Source organism: Nocardioides renjunii, from assembly GCF_034661175.1.
Lineage (GTDB): Bacteria > Actinomycetota > Actinomycetes > Propionibacteriales > Nocardioidaceae > Nocardioides > Nocardioides renjunii.
Genome location: NZ_CP141058.1, coordinates 1,309,369 through 1,330,920 on the forward strand (window position 1 = coordinate 1,309,369; position 21,552 = coordinate 1,330,920).

Sequence of the window (21,552 nt, forward strand, 5' to 3'; positions counted from 1 at the left end):
GTGCCCGCGTGGGTGCCCGGCGGTGACCTCACGGTCGGCGTCGAGGAGGAGCTGATGCTCGTCGACGACTCCGGCGAGCTGCTCGGAGCGGCCGGGCCCGCAGTCGTGGCGACCCTGCAGCGGATCACTCCCGACGGCGTGGTGACCGGCGAGGTCTACGTCGACCAGGTCGAGCTCAACACGCCGGTGTGCACGGGCGCCGAGGAAGTCGCCGCCTCGTTGCGCACGCTGCGCGGGTCCGTGTCCGCGCGGGGCGTCCGGGCGCTGGCGGCGGGCGTGCACCCGACGGCGCCGCTGGGCGGCGCGGTCCTCGCCTCGTCCCCGCGCTACGACCGCATCCGCGAGGAGTACGCCGGCCTCCTCCGCACGCCCACGGCGGCGCTGCAGGTCCACGTCGGCTTCCCGGACGAGCAGGCGGCGATGCGGGCCTACCGCGGCCTGCGCCACGCCGTGCCGCTCCTGCGCGCCCTCGCGGCCGGGTCGCCCTATTGGCACGGCGTGGACTCCGGCCTCGCCTCGACGAGGTCGGCCATCCTCCGGTCCTATCCCCGTACGACCGTCCCGCCCCTGCTGCGCTCCTGGGAGCAGTACGTCACCCGGACGGAGGCGGTGCTCGACGCCGCCGAGGCCACCGACCACACCTATGTCTGGTGGGACCTGAGGCCGAGGCCCCGGCTCGGGACCCTCGAGGTGCGGATGATGGACGCGGTGCCGTCCCTTGCGCTGGTGGCCGGACTGACCGCGCTGGTGCAGGGGATCGCCCGCTGCGCCCTCGAGTCGCCGGCTCTCGCGGACCTGCCCGACGACGTGCTCGCGGTGAACGACCACCGGGTCGCCCGCCACGGCCTCGAGACCACGGTCGTCGACCTCGACCGGACGCACCGGCCGCTGCGCGAGGTCGCCCGACGGACCCTGGCCGACGCGCGGGTGGCGCTGGCCGTGGACGGGCTCGAGGGCCCGCTCGAGGCGGTCGAGGCGATGCTCGCCGGCCCGGCCGAGCCCGAGCGGCAACGTGGCCTCGTGGCGAGCGGCGGCATGCCGGCGCTGCTCGACGACCTGGTGGCCCGCACCGGCGACCTGGACGGCTGAGCGCGTGTACGCCGACCACCTGGTGCAGCCGTGGTACGACCGCGTGCTCGAGGAGCTGCCCGAGGGACCGGTGCTGGACGTGCACACGCACATCGGTGACCGGGACTCGGTCTCCGCGACGGTCGAGGAGCTCCTGACCGCGGTGGACGCGGCCCGTGCCCGCGCCCTCGTGTTCCCGCTCTCGGAGCCCGACGGCTACCGCGCCGCCAACGCCGCCTGCCTCGACGCCGCGCTGCGCAGCGACGGCCGGCTCACGGCGCTGGCCCGGGTGGTTCCCGACGAGGTGGACGGGCTCGAGGCCCTGCTGGACGCCGGCGCACGCGGCATCAAGCTGCACCTGTCCAGCGACGAGCTCGACCTGGCCGACCCGCTGCTCGAGCCGGTCTTCGCGATCGCGGACGAGCGACGGCTCCCCGTGGTGGTGCACGCCGGTCCCGAGGTGGACTCGGTGCGGGAGACCGTCCTGGAGACCTGCACGCGGCGCCCGGGCCTGCGGATGGTGCTGGCCCACTGCGCGATGTCGGACCTCGGCCGCCTGCACCGGCACGTGGGCGACGTGCCCAACCTCTTCTTCGACACGTCCTGGTGGACCCCGGCGCACCTCATGGCGCTCTTCCGGCTGGTGCCGCCCGGCCGCGTGCTGGCCGCCAGCGACCTGCCCTACAGCACCCCGGTGTCGTGGCTGATGGCGACGGCGCGCTGCGCGTGGCAGGCGGGGCTGGACCGTGACCAGGTCGCGTCGGTGCTCGGCGGCCAGGCGACCCGGCTGCTCGAGGGGCGGGAGCCGCTCGACCTGGGTGGGCCACCCGAGCGGGAGGCCCGGGCGGTGGGGCCGTTCCTCGAGGTCGCCTCGACCAACCTGCTGGCCGCGCTGGAGGCGATGCAGCGGGGCCTCCACCCCGAGGTGCCGCTCACCGTGGCCCGGCACGCGTGCGACGTACCGTCGGACGACCCGGACGCACCGGTTCTCGCCTCCGTGCTCCGTCTGCTCGACCTCTACGAGGAGCACCGCGAGCGACTGCAGCGTCGCAACGGGTTCACTCCCGGGTGGGACCTGCTGTCGGCGGCGTCTGTGGTGGCGCGGACGCCGGCGGCGCCCCTGCCCTGATCCGGTCTCCCGGCTCCCGCAGCAGCCACCAGGCCGCGAGCCAGGCCGCTGCACCCGCGACGACCTCCAGGTGCAGCTCGGTGAGCGCGAGCGCGACCAGGGTCGTCACCGCCGCCGAGCCGAGCGCCTCTCCGGGCATGCCGGTCTCAGCGTCCGCTCGGTGCGTCGGCCGACGCCGTGCTGCCGGCGGCGTCGCTGGCAGCGCCGGTCACCGCGGCGCGGCGGCGAGCGTCGAGGGCGGAGGAGCGGCGCGAGAGCCGGTGGTCGAGCAGCGCGGCCGCGTCGGCGTTGCGACCGGCCATCGCCAGCACGTGCACCAGCGTGTCCTCGACGACCTCGCGCTGCGCCTTGCTCCCGCCCAGCGGGTCCATCGTGGTCACCACATCGGCGAGCGTCGCCGCAGCGGCGTCCCAGCGCTCCTCGACGACCGACACGAGGCCGGTGCACAGCGGGGCGACGACGTCGCGGAAGACGCGGTCCTCGTGCTGGGCGGCCTGTGCGGACAGCCGGGTCAGGGCGGCTGCGTCGCCGTCGGCCGCCAGCAGCACGGCGCCGTGCATCGCGGCGAACGGCGTCGGGGGAGTGCGCAGCCACTCGGCCGGCGCCTTGGCCCGGACCTCGCGCACCGGCAGGTCGTCGGTCCAGGCGCCGGTCACCCGGCCGCGCCACAGGAGCGAGCCGCTGTCGACGACGACACGGCTGCCGCTGACCACCGCGGGGTCGAGCTCGCGGCGGAACCGGCGTCGCACCGCCTCGACGTCGTCCTGCATGAGCTCGTGGAGCGCGGCGTGCCAGGAGAAGTGCGAGCGGTGGTTGGCCTCCGGCCCGCGGGTGCGGATCCACTCGTCGAGCCAGGCCAGTCCGGCGGCGTGGTCGCCCGTCTCGTAGAAGACGTGGGCCCGGGCGTGGACGGCGTGCCCGGAGGCGGGCTCCACCGAGAGGGCGTAGGACGACAGGTCCTCGGCCTCGGCCCAGCGCTCCTGGTCCTGGCGGACGAAGGCGAGCTGGCCGGCGTACCACCAGTCGTCGCCGTAGGAGCGGCCCAGCGACTCCACGAGCTCCGCGGTCTGGGTGCCGCTGGTAAGGCCGCCGAAGGCGACGGTCGGCACCGCCACGCTGACGGCGAGGGCGTCGCGCGGGAAGAGCCGGACGTGGCGCAGGAGGGCCGCGGCGCCGGTGGCCTCGTCGGTGCGGAGCCGGGTGGTGACGGCGTCGAGGAAGCTGCTCTCGCGGTCGTCGAGGTGGCGCTCGGCCGCGGCGCGGTGCGCGGCGCGGAGCGAGGCCTGCCAGTGCGTGGTGGCGCCCCACTCGTGGCCGAGCAGCGCCAGCGCGGCGTGCGCCTGCACGAACCCCTCGTCGGCGGCGACGGCCTGCGCCAACCCCTCCTCGACGCCGCCCTGGAGCCGCAGCAGGCGGCCGAGCGCCGCGTTGTAGCGGGCGGCCGCGCGGCGGTTGGTCGAGAGCGTGAGGCCGTAGGGGTCGACCGGGCGGCGCCGCGACTCGCCGTGCAGCGAGCGACCGACGACGCGCGCGACGTCGTAGGCCTGCTCGCGGATCTCGGGCATCGCGGTCGACTCCCAGAGGTTGCCCCGGCGCAGCGAGCCGACGGCCAGGAACGGCCGGGTCTCGGGCAGGGTGCCGACGATGCGGCCGTCGTCGGCGGTGTCGATGCCCAGGCCGGCCGGGCCGGGACGGACCAGGCCGCTGTGCGCGAGTCGGGCGAGGAGCGGGTCGGCGGCGATCGAGCCGACCGGGCCGGTGCAGTTGACGACCGCTGCGACGCTGAGCTCGGTGCCGTCGTCGAGCGTCACGTGGAGGGCGTCGTCGTCGGCGCGCACGGCCGCGATCGTCCCGCGGTGCCGCACCAGCCGACCCCCGGCCGCGACCGCGTCCAGGCGGCGGGCGGTGGCGGGCGCCATCCGGTGGCGGTGCACGTCCCAGGTGCGGGCGTCCTCGGCGATGAACCGGCGCTTGTCGGCCTCCGACAGCCCGCGCCACAGCTGGGCGGTGACGGGTCGCAGGCCGTCGACGGCCGCGCGCCAGTCGCCGGTGCTCTCCACGGTGCTCGCGACGTGCGCCGCCAGCGTGGAGCGGAGCGCGTCGAGGCCCTGGGTGCGGGTGATGCCCGGCGGCGGCGGGACCGGGGGAGTGGTGGGCAGCACGTGCGGGTGCGGCACCGCGTCGGAGCGGGACACGACGTGGAGCGTGCGGCCGGGCCGGTCGGCGCTGATCGCGAGGTCGACCATCGTCAGCCCCGAGCCGAGCAGCAGGACGTCGCCCTCCTCGGGGATCGGCTGCGTCCACGGGTCGGCGACGAGCCGTGGGTCGACCGCCAGCTCCGGCGGCGCCCAGCCGGTGCCGGGGCGGCTGCTGGTCGCCAGCACCACCGCGCGCGCCTCGAGGCGCTCGCCGTCGGAGAGCTCGACGACGAAGCCGGTGCCGGACCCCTCGACGTCGACGACCTCGGCGCGACGGCGTACGAGGCGGGCGTTGCCGGGGAACTCCGCGGCGGTGGTCAGCAGGCTCTCGACGTAGCGGCCGAACACGGCGCGCGGCGCGAACTCGTGCGGCTGGAAGTCCGGGTCGTGGTGGTTGCGCAGCCAGCGCAGGAAGTGCTCCGGGTCGCGGGGGAACGCGCTCATGCCGGAGGCCGGGACGTTGAGCAGGTGGCGGTCGTCGGTGGTGGAGTAGGCCTGCCCGCGCCCGGTCGTCGCGACCGGGTCGACCAGCTCGACGCGGAACCGCGAGGACAGCGCCGTGACGAGGTGGGTGGCGACCAGCGTCCCGCCGGCGCCCGCACCGACCACCACGACTCGACAGTCGCCCTCGTTCGACCCCATGGCGCGCTCCTTTGTCCAGTGAATTGGTTGACTAAAGGTAGCAAGGAGGTGCGGGCCGAGGCGACTCGGGGCGCACGACGGCGGGTCGCGGCTCAGGCGGTGCGCCGCATCACCACCCGGGGGAAGCCGGCCGACGTGGCCCCGGTCGGCGCGGCGAGCCTGAATCCGGCGTCCTCGAACAGCTTGCGCGTGCCGACGTAGGCCATCGTGAGGTCGACCCTGGCGCCCTGGTTGTCGACGGGGTAGCCCTCCACCACGGGCGCGCCCTGCTGCCGGGCGTAGGCGACCGCACCCTCGAGCAGGACGTGGGAGATCCCGCGCCCGCGGTGCCCGGGGCGGACCCGGATGCACCACACCGACCAGGCGTCCTGGTCGTCGACGTGCGGGATCTTCGTGGACCGGGCGAAGGGCAGCTCGCTGCGCGGCGCGACGGCCGCCCAGCCCACCACCTCGTCGCCGTCGTAGGCGAGCACGCCCGGCTTGGTGCGCCGGCGGGTCAGCGCCTCGACGTAGGCCCCGCGCGCCGGTCCGGCCAGCTCACGGTTGTCCTTAGCGGGGATGCGGTGGCTCAGGCACCAGCAGACGCTGGACGTGGGGTTCTTCGGGCCGACCATGGTGCGGACGTCGTCGAACCTCGCGTGCGTCGCGGGGTGGACGGTGAACCCGTCGGTGCGCAGCAGCGGCGTCGCGGCCATGGGGCCACGCTAGCGGCGGGTGGCGGCGTCGGTCATCGGGTCGCCGGTCGCCCTGGGACACGTGTCCGAGATGTTGCCCCGGCACGGGCGCTCCGAGGGCTGTGCCCGGACACGTGTCCGAGATGTCGCCCCGCACCGGGCGCTCCGGGGCCGTTGCCCGGACACGTGTCCGAGCTGTCGCCCCCCACCCGGCACCCCGAGGGCCGTTCCTCGGACACGTGTCAACAGGCTCGGCGTCAGCCCTGCGCCGGCCAGAGCGAGTGGTAGGCGTTGATCGCCGGCTGCCCGCCGAGGTGGGCGTAGAGCACGTGCGAGTCGCGGGGGATCTCCCCGCCGGCGACGAGGTCGATCAGGCCGGCGAGCGACTTCCCCTCGTAGACCGGGTCGGTGATCATCGCCTCCAGCTGCGCGCCGAGCGCCATCGCCTCCATGGTCGAGTCGACCGGTAGGCCGTAGAGCTCGCCCGCCCAGCCCTCGAGGACCGTGATCTCGTCGTCGCGCAGGTCGCGGCCGAGCTCGATCAGCTCGGCGGTGCTGCGGGCGATGCGGGCGACCTGGTCGCGGGTCTTGTCGAGGGTGGCGCTGGCGTCGATGCCGACCACCCGACGGCGTACGCCGGTGAGGTCCTCGAGTGCCGCGAAGCCGGCGATCATGCCGGCGTGCGTCGAGCCGGTGACGGTGCAGACGACGATCGTGTCGAAGGTGACGCCGAGCGACTTCTCCTGCTCGGCCACCTCGAAGGCCCAGCTGGCGAAGCCGAGACCGCCGAGGCGGTGCTCGCTGGCGCCGGCCGGGATGGCGTACGGCGTGCCGCCGGCCTCCTCGACCTCGCGGATCGCGTCCTTCCACGAGTCGCGGATGCCGATGTCGAAGCCGTGCGGGTCGAGGCGGGAGTCGGCGCCCATCATCCGGCTCAGCAGGATGTTGCCGACCTGGGTGTTGGTCGGGTCGTCCCACGGCACCCACTTCTCCTGGACGAGGCGGCACTTGAGACCGAGGTGAGCCGCGACGGCGGCTACCTGGCGGGTGTGGTTGGACTGGAAGCCGCCGATGGACACGAGCGTGTCGGCACCGCTGGCGAGGACGTCGGGGACGATGTACTCCAGCTTGCGGATCTTGTTGCCGCCGTAGGCCAGCCCGCTGTTGACGTCCTCCCGCTTGGCCCACACCTGCGCACCGCCGCCCCGCGCCGCGAGGTGGTTGCTGAGCCGCTCGAGGTGGTGGACGGGGGAGGGGCCGAAGGTCAGCGGGTGGCGGGGGAACTGGTCGAGGATCACGGGGTCTCCTGGCTGGGCTGGTCGGGCACGGGCTGGTCGGGGTCGGGGATGAGCTCGGCGAGGGTGTGCCACGTCCGGAACGAGACCTCGGCCGCGGCGTCTGCGTCGCCGGCCGCGCAGGCCTCGACGAGCCGGTCGTGCAGTGCCACCGACTCCTCGCCGGCGTGGCTGGCGAAGCGGCGCCGCTCGAGGCGACGCACGACCGGGCCGACCTGGTCGAGGACCGTGGCCACCGCGCGGTTGCCGGAGGCGGTGACCGGCACGGCGTGGAAGTCGTCGTCGGCGCGGAGCGCGGCCGCGGTGTCGCTCCCACGGAGCGCCGCGGCGAAGCGGGCGTTGGCGTCGCGCATGAGCTCGAGGTCCTCGGCCGTCAGGCGCTCGACCGCCTCGGCGACCGCGAGCCGGTGCATCGCCGCGACGACGGAATGGGCGGCGCGCACCTCGTCGAGGTCGATCCGGGCGACGACGGTCGAGCGTCCGGGCGCGGCCCGCACCAGGCCGGTCTCGCCCAGCCGGAGCAGCGCCTCGCGGACCGGCGTACGGCTCACGCCGAGCCAGGCGGCGAGCTCGGTGTCACGCACGACCTCGCCGGGGGCGAGCGTGCCGTCCACGATCGCGTCGCGCACCCGGTCGTGGACGGCGTCGCGCAGCAGGGAGGTCCGGATGGGGGCGGCGGACGGCGGGACCGGCATGCAATATATTGCACATCGCGCGGCACGAGGTGTCAAGGGACACGTGGTGGCGCGGCGGTCCCGTGGGTACCTCTGCAGCATGCCCCTCTACCGCGATGCCTTCCGCGAGCTGGCCGCGCTGCGCTCGGCGCCCGCCTTCCACCCCGACGGGGTGCTCTACGAGGGCCGGGCCGAGGTGCGCGGACCCGGACCACTGCCCCTCGGCGAGGTCGACTGCCTCGTCCGGCTCTCCAAGGGGATCGGGACGCCGCGCGGGGTCCCCGACCTCCTCGGCATCGCCGTGCGGCTCCTCCACGAGCCGCCCGTCGACTTCCTGTGCACGACGGGTCCCGGCAGCACCGGCTGGCGGCGCTTCGTGCTGAGCCCGAGCCGCCGGTGGGCGAGGTCGACCCTCACCTCGCTCATGTACTGGCGCGCCCCCCACGTCGAGCGCCTCCACGTGCTGGTCGACGTGTCGGACACGCGGCTCGACTCGCCCGACCCGGACGTCCTGATCGGCAGGCTGCCCGTGCGGCTCGGCCTGCGCGTCGTCGGGCGGGACGGTGACGTCCAGGTCGGCACCATCGAGGTGACCCGCCGCTCGGACCTCGACCGGCCGGCCTTCGACCCGGTCCTCCACCCGCCCGCCGGCTGGCGGCTCGGCCCGGCGTGGCTGGCGAGCCTGCGGGAGCGGGCGTACGTCGGCAGCCGGGCCGGGCAGGGGATCGACGCGACCACCGGCCGGGACGTCCGGCTGGAGCAGGCGCGCTGACACCGTGCTCACCGTCGTCATCGCGCTCGCCGCGAACACCACGCTGGCCGTCCTCAAGAGCCTCGTCGCGGCGGTGACCGGCTCGGCGTCGATGGTCGCCGAGGCCGCCCACTCGTGGGCCGACGCCGGCAACGAGGTCTTCCTCGTCGTGGCCGAGCGGAGGTCGGCGCGGGAGGCCGACCGCGCGCACCCGCTCGGGCACGGGCGCGAGGCCTACGTGTGGTCGATGATCGCCGCCTTCGGCCTCTTCGCGGTCGGCGCCGCGGTGTCGGTGATCCACGGCATCCAGTCGCTGGACGCGGAGGAGCAGGAGGCCGACTACCTGTGGGCCTACCTCGTCCTCGGGGTGGCGCTGGTGCTGGAGGGGATCTCCTTCCTCCAGGCCCGCCGCGAGGTGCGCCGCGGCGCGCGGGACGCCGACCTGAGCCGGGCGACCTTCCTGGACCGGACGTCGAACCCGACCCTGCGCGCCGTCTTCTTCGAGGACGCGGCCGCGCTGACCGGCATCCTCATCGCCGCCGCCGGCCTCGCGCTGCACCAGGCGACCGGCCAGCCCGTGTGGGACGCCATCGGCTCCATCCTCGTCGGCCTCCTGCTGGGGTGGATCGCCATCTACCTGCTGCGCCGCAACATGGCCTTCCTCGTCGGCCAGGTCGCGGACCCGCGGGCCTACGCCGCGGTCCTCGAGTGGCTGCGCGCGCGGCCCGAGGTGCAGTCCGTCAGCACGCTGCACCTGGAGTACGTCGGCCCGGACCGGTTGTTCCTCGTCGGCTCCGTCGACCTGGCCGGCGACGACCGCGAGAGCGAGGCCGCCGAGGAGCTGCAGCGGCTGGAGGACCAGCTCGAGCAACGCCCCGAGGTCGCCCGGGCCGTGCTGTCCCTGGCCGCGCCGGGTCGCCCGCCGAGCCTCCTCGGGAACAACGAGGGTGGTTGAGCGTTGAACCAGTCATGAAGAAGATCGGGTTCCTGAACTTCGGCCACTGGACCGACTCGCCGCAGTCCGCGGTGCGCTCGGCCTCCGACACGCTCCTGCAGTCGATCGACCTCGCGGTCGCGGCCGAGGAGCTCGGCGCGGACGGCGCGTACTTCCGCGTCCACCACTTCGCGCGCCAGCTCGCCTCGCCGTTCCCGCTGCTCGCCGCGGTCGGCGCTCGTACGAGCCGGATCGAGATCGGCACCGGCGTGATCGACATGCGCTACGAGAACCCGCTCTACATGGCCGAGGACGCCGGCTCGGCCGACCTCATCTCGGGCGGCCGGCTCCAGCTCGGCATCAGCCGGGGATCACCGGAGCAGGTCATCGACGGCTGGCGCTACTTCGGCTACCAGCCCGCCGAGGGCGAGGACCAGGCCGACATGGCGCGCCGACACACCGAGGTCTTCCTGCAGGTGCTCGAGGGCAGGGGCTTCGCCGAGCCCAACCCGCGGCCGATGTTCCCCAACCCGCCCGGCCTGCTGCGTCCCGAGCCCCACTCGCCGGGCCTCCGCGACCGCATCTGGTGGGGGGCGGCGTCCGACGCGACGGCTCGGTGGACCGCTGAGAAGGGCATGCACCTGATGAGCTCGACCCTCAAGGCCGACGAGACCGGCGAGCCGTTCCACGTCCAGCAGCGCAAGCAGATCGAGGTCTTCCGCGACGCCTGGCGCGAGGCCGGCCACGAGGGCGAGCCGCGCGTGTCGGTGAGCCGCTCGATCATGCCGATCACCACCGACCTCGACCGGATGTACTTCGGCCACGAGGGCCGCAGCTCCGACCAGTTCGGCCAGATCGAGGCTGACCTGCGCGCGGTCTTCGGCAAGACGTACGCCGCGGAGCCGGACATCCTGGTGAAGGAGCTCGCCGACGACGAGGCGGTCGCGGCGGCCGACACGCTGCTGCTCACGGTGCCCAACCAGCTCGGTGTCGACTACAACGCCCACCTGCTGGAGACGGTGCTCACGGACGTGGCGCCGGACCTCGGCTGGCGCTGAGCCCCGCGGTCCTCAGGGGGCGGCCGCCCGCAGCTTCTCGAGCAGCGGGCCGGCCGCCTCGTCGAGGAACCGGTCCTGGCCCTCGTCGCCGACCTGCACGAGCGCGATGTCGGTGAAGCCGGCCTCCCAGTAGGCCGAGACCGCCTCCACGACCTTGTCGAGGTCGGGGCCGCAGGGGATCGACTCCGCGACGTCCTCCGGGCGGACGAACTGCGTCGCCCCGGCGAACCCGGCCGGGGTGGGGAGGTCGGCGTTCACCTTCCAGCCGCCGGCGAACCAGCGGAACTGCTCGTGCGCCCGGGCGATCGCGGCCTCCTCGTCGGGGTCCCAGCAGATGGGGATCTGCCCGACGGCCCGCGCGTCCTTGCCGATGCGCGGCGCGCCGTCGACGTCGTTCCAGTTCTGGATGATCTCCGCGTCCGGCTCGGTCGCGACGAGGTGGTCCGCGAGCGGGGCGAACCGCTCGATCGCGCGGGCCCCGGCGACGGCGACGCCGATCTCGACGCCCTCCTCGGGGAGGTCCCAGATGCGGGCGGAGTCGACCTGGAAGAAGTCGCCGCGGTGGTCGACGAGCTCGCCGGTGTGCAGCGACCGGATCACCTCGATCGCCTCGGCCAGCAGGTCCTGGCGCTCGGCGATGGCCGGCCAGCCCTCGCCGACGACGTGCTCGTTGAGGTTCTCGCCGCTGCCCAGGCCCAGCGTGAAGCGTCCCTCGGCGAGGATCTGCAGCGTCGCGGACTTCTGGGCCACGACAGCGGGGTGGTAGCGCAGCGTCGGGCACGTCACGTAGGTCATCAGGCCCACGCGCTCGGTCGCCTGCGCGACGGCCCCGAGGGTCGTCCAGGCGTACGGCGCGTGGCCCTGCTCGGTCAGCCACGGCGAGAAGTGGTCGCTCGACACCTCGAAGTCGAAGCCCACCCGCTCGGCGGCGACGGCGTAGCCCACCAACTCCCGGGGTCCGCTCTGCTCGGTCATCAGGGTGTAGCCGAAACGCGTCATGTGACGACCGTAGCCAGCCCGGCCGGGACCGCCCACCACCCACTCAGGTGAGCCCTCGTCAGGTGCCCGGTGCTTGTGTGGAGGCACACCCACGAGGAGGACCACGATGAGCGCATCACCCAACGAGGACAAGACCGACCAGGACGGCAACGAGGGCCAGGTCTCCGAGACCGCGTCGGAGTTCGGGGAGCAGATCAGCTCGGGTGACTCCGTGGCGGGCCAGCCCGACCCGCACCCCGGCGAGGTCGACGAGGGCGCCCAGGGACCCAACGCGATCCCGGACGACCCGACCGGCGAGCACCCGCACAAGCCGTGACCCGCGTGCGGTAGGACTGTCGGCATGAGCAGACCGGTCATCGTCGTCGTCGGGGCCGGCCCGGGCGTCAGCGGGTCGGTGGCCCGGCGCTTCGCCGACGCCGGTCACGACGTGGGCCTGCTGGGCCAGGACCAGGAGGTCCTGGACCAGCTGGTCCCCGACCTCGAGGCACGGGGCGCCGCCGTCGGCCACGCGGTCGTCGACGTCACCGACGACCGGGCCGCGCGCGACGCCGTACGCCGCATGGGCGAGCACACGGGCCGGATCGACGTCCTGCACTTCAACCCCAGCGCCTACCGGGAGAAGGACCCGCTGACCCTGACGGTCCCCGAGCTGCTCGAGGACGTCGCGCTCGGGGTCGGCGCACTGCTGACGGTGGTGCAGGCGGCACGGCCCCACATGTCCGCCGGCGCGCGGATCAGCGTCACCGGCAGCATGGCCGCGGACCAGCCGTGGGAGGGAGCGGCCTCGCTCGGGGTCCAGAAGGCCGGCGTCCGCAACCTCGTGCACAGCCTCGACAAGGCGCTGTGCGAGGACGGCATCCGCGCCGTGTCGGTGACCGTGTGCGGCACGCTCGCCCGCGAGGGCGCGTTCACCCCGGACCGGGTCGCCGACGCGCTGTGGGCGGCCGTCACGACCGACGAGTCCGCGTGGCGCAGCGAGGTGCGCTACACCGGCTGATCCCGGTGACGCCTCAGCGCTTGCGACCCCAGACGAGGTAGGCGATCGGGCCGAGCGGTTGCACCGACAGCGCGGGCCCCCACAGGAGCTTGGGGCCGCGGACCAGGTCGGCGGGTCGCTCCTTGAGGTCGCGTGCGCACCAGGCGGTGACGGCGACCTCGACGATCCCCGCGACGACCACGATGTTCTTCTGCATGGGCGTCATGTCGCCCCAGGACTTCTTCGCCATGGCGGCACCGTAGCGCGATCGCCTCCGCCAGCCGAGGCGCCTGCCGCCGCAGATCGGGTCAGGCGCCCTCGAAGCCGTTGAGCAGCAGCCAGAACACGACCACTCCGACGAGCGCCGCCAGCAGGCCCCACCAGGCGCCGGTCATCGCCCGTCGCCCGGTGGAGGCGCCCTCTCTGGCGAGGCCGGGCAGGGCCACGGTCACGGCGGCGCCGAGCAGCGCCATAGCGAGGAGCTGCACCGGGACGATCCAGTTCTCGGTGCCCTGGGCGTCGAGCAGGGACGCCGACACCGGCAGGCTCAGCATGCCGAGGACGAGCAGGACGATGATGCCGACGATGCGCTGCACGGGTCTGGTCATGGCGGCACGCTAGTGGGTCAGGCCTCCTTGGCGACCAGGGTCAGCACGTCGTACGTCGCGACCGGCTCGCCGTCCTGGTTGGTCACCAGTGCGTCCCAGCGGACCTCGCCGTAGTCGGCCGACGAGCGGGGGGTGACCTGCTTGACCGTCAGCGTCACCGCGATGGCGTCGCCCGCCTTGACGGGGGTGAGGAAGCGCAGGTGGTCGACGCCGAAGTTGGCGAGCACGGGGCCCGGGGCGGGGTCGACGAACAGGCCGGCCGCCATGGAGACGATGAGGTAGCCGTGCGCCACGATCCCGCCGAAGAGGGGGTTCTGCGCGGCCGCCTCGGGGTCGGTGTGGGCGTAGAACGTGTCACCGGTGAAGTCGGAGAAGTGGTCGATGTCCTCGCGCGAGATGACCCGCGGCTCCGACGCGATGGTGTCGCCCACCCGCAGGGTCGCGAGCGAGTGGCGGAACGGGTGCTCGGGGGTGATCGTGCGCTCGGAGCCGCGCGTCCACCGGCCGGTGATGGCGGTGAGCATGTCGGGGGAGGCCTGGATGGCGGAGCGCTGCATGTGGTGCAGCACCCCGCGCACGCCGCCGAGCTCCTCGCCGCCGCCGGCGCGACCCGGGCCGCCGTGCACGAGCATCGGCAGCGGGGAGCCGTGGCCGGTCGACTCCGGGGCGTCGTCCCGGTCGAGGACCAGGATGCGCCCGTGCCAGGGCGCGAGGCCGAGCACGAGCGTGCGCGCGACCTCGGGGTCGTGGGTGACGACCGAGCCGACCAGCGAGCCCTTGCCGCGGGCGGCCAGCCGGACGGCCTCGTCGAGCGAGTCGTAGGACATCACGGTCGACACCGGGCCGAACGGCTCGACGTCGTGCGGCTCGACGGCGCCCGCGCGTGCCCGCAGCAGCACCGGCTCCATGAAGGCGCCGCGCTCGCCGTCACCCGCGAAGCCGGTGGTCGAGGTCGGGTCGCCGTGGACGACGTCGGCGGAGGAGCGCAGTGCCTCGACGGCCTTGCGGACCTCCTCGCGCTGGCCGAGCGAGGCGAGCGGTCCCATCCGGACGGACTCGTCGCCGGGGTCGCCGACGGTGATGGTCGAGAGGCGGGCGGTGATCGCCTCGGTCATCTCCTCCGCGGCCGCGGCCGGCACGATCACGCGGCGGATGGCCGTGCACTTCTGCCCGGCCTTGGCGGTCATCTCGGTGACGACGCCCTTGACGAACAGGTCCCACTCGGGGTCGCCCGAGGTGACGTCCGGTCCGAGCACCGAGCAGTTGAGCGAGTCGGCCTCGACCTGGAGGCTCACGCCCCCGTGCAGCACCGAGGGGTGCTGGCGCAGGATGCCGGCGGTGTGGGCGGACCCGGTGAACGCCACGGAGTCCTGCACGCCGAGGTGGTCGAGCAGGTCGCCGGCCGATCCGGCGAGCAGCTGGAGGGAGCCCTCGGGGAGGATCCCCGACTCGACGATGCGGCGGACCACGAGCTCGGTGAGGTAGGCCGTCTGGCTGGCGGGCTTCACGATCGAGGGCAGGCCGGCGATGAAGGCCGGCGCGAGCTTCTCGAGCATCCCCCACACGGGGAAGTTGAAGGCGTTGATCTGCACCGCGACGCCCGGGCGCGAGGTGTAGACGTGCTGGCCGAGGAAGACGCCGGTGCGGCCGAGCTGCTCGAGGTCGCCGTCGCACACCACGTGGGAGTTGGGCAGCTCGCGGCGCCCCTTGGAGGAGTAGCTGAACATCGTGCCGAAGCCGCCGTCGATGTCGATCATCGAGTCGCGCCGGGTCGCGCCGGTGGCGAGCGACAGCTCGTAGAGCTCGTCCTTGAGGCCGGTGAGGTGCGTGGCCAGCTCCTTGAGCAGCAGCGCGCGCTCGTGGAACGTCATCTCCCGGATCGCCGGACCGCCGACGCGGCGCGCGTGGTCGGTCATCGCGGCGATGTCGAGACCGGCGCTGGAGATGCGCGCGACCTCCTCGCCCGTGGCGGCGTCGAGGAGCGGGTCGCCCTCGGCGGAGGCGGCGTACCAGCGGCCGGCGGCGTAGCTCTCGAGCAGACGGGTCACGGTGTCCCCTTCGGGTGGCGGGCGGGCGCACGCCGGTGTTTGCGTGCCGGAGTGACTGGTGACACACTAATACCAGACCGATCGGTCAGTAAATGTGGTCCGGACGCCCGGCCCGGACCGAGCCCAGGAGGCCGGATGTCCCTCACCGACACCTCGCGCGACGCCGCCACGCCCGACGAGCTCGAGCGCCACTTCGAGGCGACCATCGCGCGCAACGACCGGATCGAGCCACGCGACTGGATGCCGGAGGGCTACCGCAGGACGCTCGTGCGGCAGATCGCCCAGCACGCCCACAGCGAGATCATCGGCATGCAGCCGGAGGGCAACTGGATCAGCCGCGCACCGAGCCTGCGCCGCAAGGCGATCCTGCTGGCCAAGGTGCAGGACGAGGCGGGCCACGGGCTCTACCTCTACTCCGCGGCCGAGACGCTGGGTGTCTCCCGCCTCGAGCTGACCGAGCTGCTCATCGCCGGCAAGCAGAAGTACTCCTCGATCTTCAACTACCCGACGCTGTCCTACGCCGACGTCGGCACCATCGGCTGGCTGGTCGACGGCGCCGCGATCTGCAACCAGGTGCCGCTGTGCCGCACCTCCTACGGCCCCTACGGCCGGGCGATGATCCGCGTGTGCAAGGAGGAGTCCTTCCACCAGCGCCAGGGCTACGAGCTGCTGGCCACGATGATGCGCGGCACCGACGAGCAGCGAGCGATGGTGCAGGAGTCGGTCGACCGCTTCTGGTGGCCGGCGCTGATGATGTTCGGCCCGCCCGACGCCGACTCGCCCAACACCGCCCAGTCGATGGCGTGGGGCATCAAGCGCAACACCAACGACGAGCTGCGCCAGAAGTTCGTGGACATGTCGGTGCCCCAGGCCGAGGCGCTCGGCGTGACGCTGCCCGACCCCGAGCTCGTCTGGAACGAGGAGCGCGGTCACCACGACTTCGGCCAGCCCGACTGGCACGAGTTCATGGAGGGCGTGAAGGGCAACGGTCCCTGCAACGCGCAGCGGATGGCCCACCGCCGCCGCGCCCACGAGGACGGCGCGTGGGTGCGCGAGGCCGCGACGGCGTACGCCGCGTCGCAGGCGGGGGGCGCCCGATGAGCGACCAGCCGACCGGACGCGACCTCAGCGCCGAGGGCGGGCACGGTGCGGTGCCACTGCAGGGCGTGCCGACCGGGCAGGGCGTCACGCCGCCCGAGCCGGAGTGGCCGCTCTACGAGGTCTTCGTGCGCGGCAAGCGCGGCCTCAACCACGTGCACGTCGGGTCGCTGCACGCCGCCGACGACCGGATGGCGCTGCTGCACGCGCGCGACGTCTACACCCGGCGCAACGAGGGCGTCAGCATCTGGGTCGTCCGCGCCGACGCGATCACGGCGTCGAGCCCGGACGAGAAGGACCCGATGTTCGCGCCCAGCGGCGACAAGGTCTACCGCCACCCGACGTTCTACGACATCCCCGACAACGTCCCTCACATGTGAACCACCCCACGACGTTCTTCTTCCCCCGCTGCGCTCCTCCAGAACAACGCCGCGGGGACCCCGGTCCCTCCAGCAGTCGGACGAGAGAACCTGATGCCTGACATCCACATGACTTCGGAAGACGAGCACGACAGCGCCTACTCCGGGCTGCTGGTCAACGACGCGCACTGGGCCTTCGGCACCGACTTCGAGGACCCGCTCGCCGGCGTCGACACGACGATCCCCGACGGCGTGGACGCTCCGACCCTGGCGGCGTACGCCCTGATGCTCGGCGACGACGCCCTGGTCATGTCGCACCGGGTCGCGGAGTGGACCAGCAACGCGCCGGACCTCGAGGACGACATCGCGCTGTCCAACATCGCGCTGGACCTGCTCGGCCAGGCGCGGCTCCTGCTCGCGCGCGCCGCGAAGGCCGACGAGTCGGTCGTGCCGGCGCTGCCCGAGGGCTCGCCCGCACCGCCCGAGGACGCGCTCGCGTTCTTCCGCGAGGCCCACGAGCTGCGCAACGTCCGCCTCGCCGAGCTCGTCAACGGCGACTTCGCCGAGGCGACCGTGCGGGTGCTGCTGTTCTCCACGTGGCGCCTGGCCGTGTGGGAGGAGCTGCGCGCCAGCCGCGACCACGTCCTCGCCGCCGTCGCGACGAAGGGCGTCAAGGAGCTGGCCTACCACCGCGACTACTCCGCCCGCTGGTTCGTCACCCTCGCCCGGGGGACCGACGAGTCGCGCCGCCGGCTGCTGGCCGCGCTCGCCGCACTGTGGCCGCTGTGGCCCGAGCTGTTCGACACCCACCCGGTCGAGGCGGCCGCAGCCGCGTCGGGCGTCGGGGTCGACCCGGCCACGGTCCATGACGCCGCCGAGGCGGTCCTCGACCAGGTGCTGGCCGCCGCCGACGTGCCCCGCCCCGAGGTGGCGCGTCGTGCCGGCGTGCTCGGTCGCACCGGCCGCGACGGCATGCACGGCGAGGCGCTGAGCCGGATGCTCGCCGAGATGCAGTCGGTGGCCCGGGCCCACCCGAGGGGGCTGTGGTGAGTCTCCTGAGCCGTACGACGCTCGACCGCGCCCGTCGCGTGGCGGCCACGGTCACCGACCCCGAGCTGCCGATGCTCACCCTCGTCGACCTCGGTGTGCTGCGCGACGTCGACGTCGTGGGGGAGGGCCACGTCGTCGTCGACATCACCCCGACCTACTCCGGCTGCCCCGCGATGGCCGCGATGCGCGACGACCTGGTCCGCGAGCTCACCGGCGCCGGCTTCCACCGAGTGGACGTCCGGGTCAGCCTCGACCCGGCCTGGACGACCGACTGGATCACCCCGGAGGGCCGTACGGCGCTCGCGGCGGCCGGCATCTCGCCGCCCGGTCCTGCGCCGTCGACCGACGGGCCGATCCCGCTGACGTTGCTGCCCACGGCCCGTCAGGTCCGCTGCCCGCAGTGCGACTCGCCGGCCACCGACCTCGTCTCGGAGTTCGGCTCGACGGCGTGCAAGGCGCAGTACCGCTGCACCTCCTGCCTCGAGCCCTTCGACCACCTCAAGGAGATCTGATGGCCGGCCCGGTCTTCCACGAGCTGACCGTGCGCGACGTCGACCCGCTCACCGACGACGCGGCCGCGGTCACCTTCGACGTCCCTGACGACCTGCGCGAGCTGTTCGACTTCGAGCCGGGGGAGTCGCTCACGCTGCGCCGGGTGGTCGACGGCGTCGAGCACCGCCGGACCTACTCCATCTGCGCCCCCGCCGGCGCTCCTCCCCGCATCGGCGTGCGCGAGATCCCCGGCGGCATCTTCTCCTCGTGGCTGATCCACCAGGTGCGGCCCGGCGAGCGGGTCGAGGTCGCCGCCCCGTCGGGCAGCTTCCGCGCCGACCCCGCCCTCGCCGGCCGGCACCTCTGCATCGCCGCCGGCTCCGGCATCACGCCGATGCTCTCCATCGCGGCGTCGGTGCTCGACAACCCCGCCAGCTCGGTGACGATGCTCTACGGCAACCGCGAGACGACGTCCGTCATGTTCGCCGAGGAGCTCAGCGACCTCAAGAACCTCCACGGCCCCCGCTTCGACCTGGTGCACGTGCTCTCCCGCGAGCCGCGCGACGTCGAGCTCTTCTCCGGCCGCCTCGACGCCGACCGGCTCCGCCGGCTGCTGCCCCTCAAGGTGCCGGTCGCCGCGCTCGACCACGTGTGGATCTGCGGGCCGCTCGGTCTCGTCGAGGACGCGCGGGCGGTCCTGGCGGAGCTGGGGGTGCCCCCGGAGAAGGTCCACTTCGAGCTGTTCTTCGTCGACGAGCCGCCGCCGACGCTCCGCCACGCCGACCGGGTGGTGGAGGGTGTGACCAGCGACGTCACCGTCGTCCTCGACGGGCGTACGACGACCACGCCGGTGGCGCGCGGCACGACGATCCTCGACTCCGCGCAGGCCGTCCGCAGCGACGTGCCGTTCGCCTGCAAGGGCGGGGTGTGCGGGACGTGCCGCGCCCAGGTGGTCGACGGTGAGGTCGAGATGGTCCGCAACTACGCCCTCGAGCCGGCCGAGGTCGAGCAGCAGTTCGTGCTCACCTGCCAGACCTACCCGGTCAGCGACGCGGTGACGGTCGACTTCGATGCCTGACCCGGCGCCCGACCCCACGTCCGACCCCGCAGTGGCCATGTGGGCCGACGACGCGGCGAGCGCGATGCTGGGCATGCGCCTGGTGGAGGTCGGTCCGGGTCGGGCGCGGGTGTCGATGCCGGTGCGCAGCGACATGGTCAACGGCCACGACCTGTGCCACGGCGGCCTCATCGCCACCCTCGCGGACTCCGCGTTCGCGCTGGCCTGCAACTCGCACCGTCCGGCGACGGTCGCCGCCGGCTTCTCGATCGACCTGCTGGCCCCCGCCCGGCTAGGGCAGACGCTCCACGCCGAGGCACGGGTGGTGTCGCTGCGCGGGCGCTCCGGGATCTACGACGTCACGGTGCGCGCCGACGACGCCGACTCCGGCGAGGTCATCGCCGAGCTCCGCGGCCGGAGCCGGACGCTGCCCGACCCGGCAGGCGCGTCCCGTGGGTGAGCCCGTCGAAGGCCAGCGCCGCGACGGAGTCGGCCAGCGCCTCCGCGTCGACCCCGGGACGCAGCCACTCCACGAGCGAGTTCACCATGCCGAAGAGCAGCCGGCTGATCACCAGCGGCTCGACGTCCTCGCGCAGCACGCCCTCGTCGACGGCGGCCCGCACCATGTCGGCCAGCCGCTCGTCGAGCGCGCGACGCCGCGCCAGCGCGGCCTTCTCGACCGGCGTGTTGCCGTGCACCCGCAGGAGCAGCGTCACGGCGGGGAGGTGGCCCACCAGGACGACCACGCTGCTGCGCACCGCGGCGCGCAGGCGCTGCTCGGCGTCGAGGCCGTCGTCGGCCGCCACCTCGTCGAGCGCGGCGGTCAGCGCGTCGAGCGCCTCGTCGACGGCGCTCTGGAGCAGGTGCTCCTTGCTCGGCACGTGGTGGTAGATCGCGGACTTCGTGATCCCGAGCTCTCGGGCGACGTCACCGACGCTCGTGGCGTCGTACCCCTGGCGGTTGAAGAGGTCGACCGCGACGCGCAGCACCGACTGCTGGTCGTGACCCGGCCGTCCGCGTCGCGCGGCTCCCTCCACCATGGGTCACAGCCTCCCACGACCCCGCTCCCGACCCGGAGGACCGCACCGTGCACGACCTGAGCCCGCGACCCGGCGACCTCGACCCGGTCGAGACCGCGCCGCTCGACGAGCTGCGCGCCCTGCAGCTCGACCGCCTGCGGTGGTCGGTGCGGCACGCCTACGACAACGTCGCGCACTACCGGCGGGCGTTCGACGAGGCCGGGGTCGGCCCCGACGACATCGCGTCGCTCGCCGACCTCGCGCGGCTGCCGTTCACGACCAAGGCGACGCTGCGCGACAACTACCCGTTCGGGATGTTCGCCGTGCCGCGGGAGGACGTCGTGCGCGTGCACGCCTCGAGCGGCACGACGGGCAAGCCGACCGTCGTGGGCTACACCCGCGACGACCTCGACATGTGGGCCGACGTCGTCGCGCGTTCGATCCGGGCGGCCGGCGGGCGCCGCGGGATGATCCTGCACAACGCCTACGGCTACGGCCTGTTCACCGGCGGGCTCGGCGCGCACGCGGGCGCCGAGCGACTCGGCTGCACCGTGGTCCCGGTCTCGGGCGGCATGACCCAGCGCCAGGCGCAGCTCATCCGCGACTTCGAGCCCGACGTCATCATGGTGACGCCGTCCTACATGCTCTCGATCATCGACGAGCTCGAGGCGCAGGGCGTCGACCCGCGCTCCACCTCGCTCAAGGTCGGCATCTTCGGCGCCGAGCCGTGGACCAACGACATGCGCCGCGAGATGGAGGAGCGCACCGACATGCACGCGGTCGACATCTACGGCCTGTCCGAGGTCATCGGGCCGGGCGTCGCCAGCGAGTGCGTCGAGACCAAGGACGGGCTGCACGTCTGGGAGGACCACTTCTACCCCGAGGTCATCGACCCGGTCACCGGTGAGGTGCTCCCCGACGGCGAGGAGGGCGAGCTCGTCCTCACCACGCTGACCAAGCAGGCGATGCCGGTCATCCGCTACCGCACGCGCGACCTCACCCGGCTGCTGCCGGGCACCGCACGCACCATGCGCCGGATGGAGAAGATCACCGGTCGCACCGACGACATGATCATCCTGCGCGGGGTGAACCTGTTCCCGACGCAGATCGAGGAGGTCGTGCTGGGCCTGCCGGCGCTGTCCCCGCACTTCCAGTGCCACCTCGACCGCGCCGACAACCTCGACAGCCTCACCGTCCTCGTCGAGCGCCGGGAGGGCACCTCGGCGCACGAGGCCGCGCTCGCACAGGACGAGCTGGTGCGGCGGATCAAGGAATCGATCGGCGTCAGTGTCGCGGTGCAGGTCGTCGACGTCGCCTCGATCGAGCGGTCGGTGGGCAAGATGCGACGGATCGTCGACCACCGTCCGACGCGCTGAGGCGTTGGTTACCGGCAAGGCACCCCCGGGGGCTACAGTGGTCCCAG

At 73.7% G+C, this 21,552-nt stretch carries 23 protein-coding genes; 14 read left to right on the plus strand and 9 right to left on the minus strand.

The genetic code is table 11. The features are described from left to right. On the plus strand, positions 1 to 1,089 hold the full coding sequence (locus tag SHK17_RS06215) for a carboxylate-amine ligase (RefSeq protein ID WP_322921468.1): 1,089 nt from the start codon (positions 1 to 3) through the stop codon (positions 1,087 to 1,089). 4 nt (positions 1,090 to 1,093) lie between these two features. Continuing rightward, positions 1,094 to 2,197, plus strand: coding sequence for an amidohydrolase family protein (locus SHK17_RS06220; RefSeq protein WP_322921469.1), 1,104 nt, complete (start codon positions 1,094 to 1,096; stop codon positions 2,195 to 2,197). 146 nt (positions 2,198 to 2,343) lie between these two features. On the opposite strand, the gene SHK17_RS06225 is transcribed toward SHK17_RS06220, so the two are convergent. The 4 genes from SHK17_RS06225 to SHK17_RS06240 form a co-directional block, all read right to left on the minus strand. After that, entirely contained in the window at positions 2,344 to 5,037 is a 2,694-nt protein-coding gene (locus SHK17_RS06225) for an FAD/NAD(P)-binding protein (RefSeq protein ID WP_172270640.1), read from the minus strand. Between the two features lie 92 nt (positions 5,038 to 5,129). Further along, entirely contained in the window at positions 5,130 to 5,732 is a 603-nt protein-coding gene (locus tag SHK17_RS06230) for a GNAT family N-acetyltransferase (protein WP_322921470.1), read from the minus strand. A 236-nt stretch (positions 5,733 to 5,968) separates the two neighbouring features. Continuing rightward, entirely contained in the window at positions 5,969 to 7,009 is a 1,041-nt protein-coding gene (locus SHK17_RS06235; RefSeq protein ID WP_322921471.1) for a 1-aminocyclopropane-1-carboxylate deaminase, read from the minus strand. Beyond that, entirely contained in the window at positions 7,006 to 7,701 is a 696-nt protein-coding gene (locus SHK17_RS06240; RefSeq protein WP_322921472.1) for a GntR family transcriptional regulator, read from the minus strand. The genes SHK17_RS06235 and SHK17_RS06240 overlap by 4 nt, the downstream gene beginning before the upstream one ends. A 79-nt stretch (positions 7,702 to 7,780) precedes the next feature. Here SHK17_RS06240 and SHK17_RS06245 point away from each other — a divergent pair, with 79 nt between their 5' ends. Genes SHK17_RS06245 through SHK17_RS06255 form a run of 3 tightly spaced genes read left to right on the plus strand, consistent with a single transcriptional unit; the run spans position 7,781 to position 10,423 of the window. Next, on the plus strand, positions 7,781 to 8,452 hold the full coding sequence (locus SHK17_RS06245) for a hypothetical protein (protein ID WP_322921474.1): 672 nt from the start codon (positions 7,781 to 7,783) through the stop codon (positions 8,450 to 8,452). A gap of 4 nt (positions 8,453 to 8,456) precedes the next feature. Then, the gene (locus SHK17_RS06250) at positions 8,457 to 9,386 is read left to right on the plus strand and encodes a cation diffusion facilitator family transporter (RefSeq protein WP_322424635.1); all 930 of its coding nucleotides are present in this window, start codon (positions 8,457 to 8,459) and stop codon (positions 9,384 to 9,386) included. Between the two features lie 14 nt (positions 9,387 to 9,400). Then, the gene (locus SHK17_RS06255) at positions 9,401 to 10,423 is read left to right on the plus strand and encodes an LLM class flavin-dependent oxidoreductase (RefSeq protein WP_172270652.1); all 1,023 of its coding nucleotides are present in this window, start codon (positions 9,401 to 9,403) and stop codon (positions 10,421 to 10,423) included. 12 nt (positions 10,424 to 10,435) lie between these two features. Here SHK17_RS06255 and SHK17_RS06260 read toward each other — a convergent pair whose 3' ends face one another. Beyond that, complete coding sequence (locus SHK17_RS06260) at positions 10,436 to 11,422, minus strand: LLM class F420-dependent oxidoreductase (RefSeq protein ID WP_172270654.1); 987 nt, start codon at positions 11,420 to 11,422, stop codon at positions 10,436 to 10,438. A gap of 106 nt (positions 11,423 to 11,528) precedes the next feature. Here SHK17_RS06260 and SHK17_RS06265 point away from each other — a divergent pair, with 106 nt between their 5' ends. Beyond that, on the plus strand, positions 11,529 to 11,738 hold the full coding sequence (locus tag SHK17_RS06265) for a hypothetical protein (RefSeq protein WP_172270656.1): 210 nt from the start codon (positions 11,529 to 11,531) through the stop codon (positions 11,736 to 11,738). 24 nt (positions 11,739 to 11,762) lie between these two features. Then, positions 11,763 to 12,419 (plus strand): SDR family oxidoreductase, encoded by a 657-nt coding sequence (locus tag SHK17_RS06270; protein ID WP_322921476.1) that lies wholly within the window; start codon positions 11,763 to 11,765, stop codon positions 12,417 to 12,419. Positions 12,420 to 12,432: 13 nt separating this feature from the next. On the opposite strand, the gene SHK17_RS06275 is transcribed toward SHK17_RS06270, so the two are convergent. From SHK17_RS06275 to paaZ, 3 genes are read right to left on the minus strand one after another with little or no spacing between them, the layout of a single operon-like run. Next, on the minus strand, positions 12,433 to 12,648 hold the full coding sequence (locus SHK17_RS06275) for a hypothetical protein (protein WP_322921477.1): 216 nt from the start codon (positions 12,646 to 12,648) through the stop codon (positions 12,433 to 12,435). A gap of 58 nt (positions 12,649 to 12,706) precedes the next feature. After that, positions 12,707 to 13,006 carry a hypothetical protein gene (locus SHK17_RS06280; RefSeq protein ID WP_322921478.1) on the minus strand — a complete coding sequence of 100 codons (300 nt, stop codon included), beginning with the start codon at positions 13,004 to 13,006 and terminating at the stop codon, positions 12,707 to 12,709. 17 nt (positions 13,007 to 13,023) lie between these two features. Beyond that, positions 13,024 to 15,054, minus strand: a complete 2,031-nt coding sequence (gene paaZ / locus SHK17_RS06285) for a phenylacetic acid degradation bifunctional protein PaaZ (RefSeq protein WP_322424632.1) — start codon at positions 15,052 to 15,054, stop codon at positions 13,024 to 13,026. 135 nt (positions 15,055 to 15,189) lie between these two features. On the opposite strand from paaZ, the gene paaA reads away from it, so the two are divergent. The 6 genes from paaA to paaI all read left to right on the plus strand — a co-directional run bounded on the left by paaA (position 15,190) and on the right by paaI (position 19,570). Next, a complete protein-coding gene (gene paaA, locus SHK17_RS06290; protein ID WP_322921479.1) occupies positions 15,190 to 16,155 on the plus strand; it encodes a 1,2-phenylacetyl-CoA epoxidase subunit PaaA in 966 nt (321 codons plus the stop codon). Then, positions 16,152 to 16,532 carry a 1,2-phenylacetyl-CoA epoxidase subunit PaaB gene (gene paaB, locus SHK17_RS06295; protein ID WP_172270668.1) on the plus strand — a complete coding sequence of 127 codons (381 nt, stop codon included), beginning with the start codon at positions 16,152 to 16,154 and terminating at the stop codon, positions 16,530 to 16,532. The genes paaA and paaB overlap by 4 nt, the downstream gene beginning before the upstream one ends. Positions 16,533 to 16,625: 93 nt before the next feature. Next, positions 16,626 to 17,561, plus strand: coding sequence for a 1,2-phenylacetyl-CoA epoxidase subunit PaaC (paaC, locus tag SHK17_RS06300; protein WP_322921480.1), 936 nt, complete (start codon positions 16,626 to 16,628; stop codon positions 17,559 to 17,561). Then, the gene (gene paaD, locus SHK17_RS06305) at positions 17,558 to 18,073 is read left to right on the plus strand and encodes a 1,2-phenylacetyl-CoA epoxidase subunit PaaD (RefSeq protein WP_322424629.1); all 516 of its coding nucleotides are present in this window, start codon (positions 17,558 to 17,560) and stop codon (positions 18,071 to 18,073) included. The genes paaC and paaD overlap by 4 nt, the downstream gene beginning before the upstream one ends. Next, positions 18,073 to 19,131, plus strand: coding sequence for a 1,2-phenylacetyl-CoA epoxidase subunit PaaE (gene paaE / locus SHK17_RS06310; protein WP_322921482.1), 1,059 nt, complete (start codon positions 18,073 to 18,075; stop codon positions 19,129 to 19,131). The genes paaD and paaE overlap by 1 nt, the downstream gene beginning before the upstream one ends. After that, entirely contained in the window at positions 19,124 to 19,570 is a 447-nt protein-coding gene (gene paaI / locus SHK17_RS06315; protein WP_322921484.1) for a hydroxyphenylacetyl-CoA thioesterase PaaI, read from the plus strand. Before paaE ends, paaI begins: the two co-directional genes overlap by 8 nt. Here paaI and SHK17_RS06320 read toward each other — a convergent pair. Continuing rightward, entirely contained in the window at positions 19,506 to 20,150 is a 645-nt protein-coding gene (locus SHK17_RS06320) for a TetR/AcrR family transcriptional regulator (protein ID WP_322921486.1), read from the minus strand. The genes paaI and SHK17_RS06320 overlap by 65 nt on opposite strands. A gap of 47 nt (positions 20,151 to 20,197) precedes the next feature. Between SHK17_RS06320 and paaK the strand changes: the two genes are divergently transcribed. Continuing rightward, entirely contained in the window at positions 20,198 to 21,505 is a 1,308-nt protein-coding gene (gene paaK / locus SHK17_RS06325) for a phenylacetate--CoA ligase PaaK (protein ID WP_172270678.1), read from the plus strand. The last annotated feature ends 47 nt before the right edge of the window (positions 21,506 to 21,552 follow it).

Excerpts from the sequence above, each read along its gene's own strand:
- paaB (WP_172270668.1), top strand. The coding sequence starts at position 16,152 with ATGAGCGACCAGCCGACCGGACGCGACCTCAGCGCCGAGGGCGGGCAC.
- SHK17_RS06280 (WP_322921478.1), bottom strand. The coding sequence starts at position 13,006 with ATGACCAGACCCGTGCAGCGCATCGTCGGCATCATCGTCCTGCTCGTC.
- SHK17_RS06320 (WP_322921486.1), bottom strand. The coding sequence starts at position 20,150 with ATGGTGGAGGGAGCCGCGCGACGCGGACGGCCGGGTCACGACCAGCAG.
- SHK17_RS06240 (WP_322921472.1), bottom strand. The coding sequence starts at position 7,701 with ATGCCGGTCCCGCCGTCCGCCGCCCCCATCCGGACCTCCCTGCTGCGC.
- SHK17_RS06225 (WP_172270640.1), bottom strand. The coding sequence starts at position 5,037 with ATGGGGTCGAACGAGGGCGACTGTCGAGTCGTGGTGGTCGGTGCGGGC.
- paaA (WP_322921479.1), top strand. The coding sequence starts at position 15,190 with ATGTCCCTCACCGACACCTCGCGCGACGCCGCCACGCCCGACGAGCTC.
- SHK17_RS06230 (WP_322921470.1), bottom strand. The coding sequence starts at position 5,732 with ATGGCCGCGACGCCGCTGCTGCGCACCGACGGGTTCACCGTCCACCCC.
- SHK17_RS06275 (WP_322921477.1), bottom strand. The coding sequence starts at position 12,648 with ATGGCGAAGAAGTCCTGGGGCGACATGACGCCCATGCAGAAGAACATC.
- paaC (WP_322921480.1), top strand. The coding sequence starts at position 16,626 with ATGCCTGACATCCACATGACTTCGGAAGACGAGCACGACAGCGCCTAC.
- SHK17_RS06265 (WP_172270656.1), top strand. The coding sequence starts at position 11,529 with ATGAGCGCATCACCCAACGAGGACAAGACCGACCAGGACGGCAACGAG.
- SHK17_RS06255 (WP_172270652.1), top strand. The coding sequence starts at position 9,401 with ATGAAGAAGATCGGGTTCCTGAACTTCGGCCACTGGACCGACTCGCCG.
- paaE (WP_322921482.1), top strand. The coding sequence starts at position 18,073 with ATGGCCGGCCCGGTCTTCCACGAGCTGACCGTGCGCGACGTCGACCCG.
- SHK17_RS06270 (WP_322921476.1), top strand. The coding sequence starts at position 11,763 with ATGAGCAGACCGGTCATCGTCGTCGTCGGGGCCGGCCCGGGCGTCAGC.
- paaI (WP_322921484.1), top strand. The coding sequence starts at position 19,124 with ATGCCTGACCCGGCGCCCGACCCCACGTCCGACCCCGCAGTGGCCATG.
- SHK17_RS06260 (WP_172270654.1), bottom strand. The coding sequence starts at position 11,422 with ATGACGCGTTTCGGCTACACCCTGATGACCGAGCAGAGCGGACCCCGG.
- SHK17_RS06245 (WP_322921474.1), top strand. The coding sequence starts at position 7,781 with ATGCCCCTCTACCGCGATGCCTTCCGCGAGCTGGCCGCGCTGCGCTCG.